This window comes from Blautia sp. DFI.1.216 (genome assembly GCF_020594215.1).
GTDB classification, from domain to species: domain Bacteria; phylum Bacillota; class Clostridia; order Lachnospirales; family Lachnospiraceae; genus Blautia_A; species Blautia_A wexlerae.
Window position 1 is genome coordinate 1 of the sequence record NZ_JAJDML010000149.1, and the last position, 905, is coordinate 905.

At 38.1% G+C, this 905-nt stretch carries 1 protein-coding gene; it reads left to right on the forward strand.

Annotated elements, in window-relative coordinates; translation table 11 throughout:
* The coding region (locus LJE11_RS19140; protein ID WP_227296407.1) for an IS30 family transposase at positions 1-747 on the forward strand (747 nt) is incomplete at its 5' end.
* Between the last annotated feature and the right edge of the window lie 158 nt (positions 748-905).

The window sequence follows — 905 nt, forward strand, 5'->3', positions numbered from 1 at the left end:
GCCTGTTCCAGAAGAACCATATATTCTTACATAGACCGTGGCGTTTTTCAAGCCAGAAACATAGATCTGCGCCGTAAAGTGGTATACAAGCAGCGGAAAAGAAAAACTACTGCCAGCCTTAAAGACAGAAGTTTCCGAAAAGATAGGAGCTATAAAGAATTTCTGGAATATATCGCAGCGAGCAAATCTGTTTATGTAGTCGAGATGGATACCGTTGAAGGAGCAAAAGGTACCAGTCCCTGCTTTCTGACTATGTTCTTTCGAAACTGTAGCCTTATGCTTATGTTTCTTTTAGAAGAACAGACCCAGAAAGAAGTAACCAGGATTTTTGATCATTTAACAGAATTACTTGGAATTGAACTGTTCCAGAAACTTTTCGAAGTGATACTTACGGACAACGGACATGAATTTCAGGACCGGCAAAGTCTGGAATATAGCAAAAATGGGGAAGTACGCACACGTATTTATTATTGTGATCCCAACCGTTCTGATCAAAAAGGTGCTCTTGAAAAGAATCATGAATATATAAGGTATGTCCTTCCAAAAGGAACAAGCTTTGAAAAAATGACAGACAAGACAACGCTGCTGTTATTAAATCATATCAACAGCGAAAAACGGGACAGCCTCAATGGACACAGTCCATATGAAGTATCCCGTCTCCTGCTGGATAACAGACTTCATAAAGCATTAGGATTAGCAGAGATACCAGCCGATGAAGTCACATTGATACCAGCATTAATAAAATAATAATAACAATACAGGCACAGGCAAGTTTCATTGCATAGAATTTAGTCTTTCCAACAGACATGTGGAATTTAGTCCTGCACACTATTTCCAGATGTCCTTTTATCATGCAAAAAACTATGCTGTTTATGCCGTATAAAAGCATTATATACTAAAAAAAT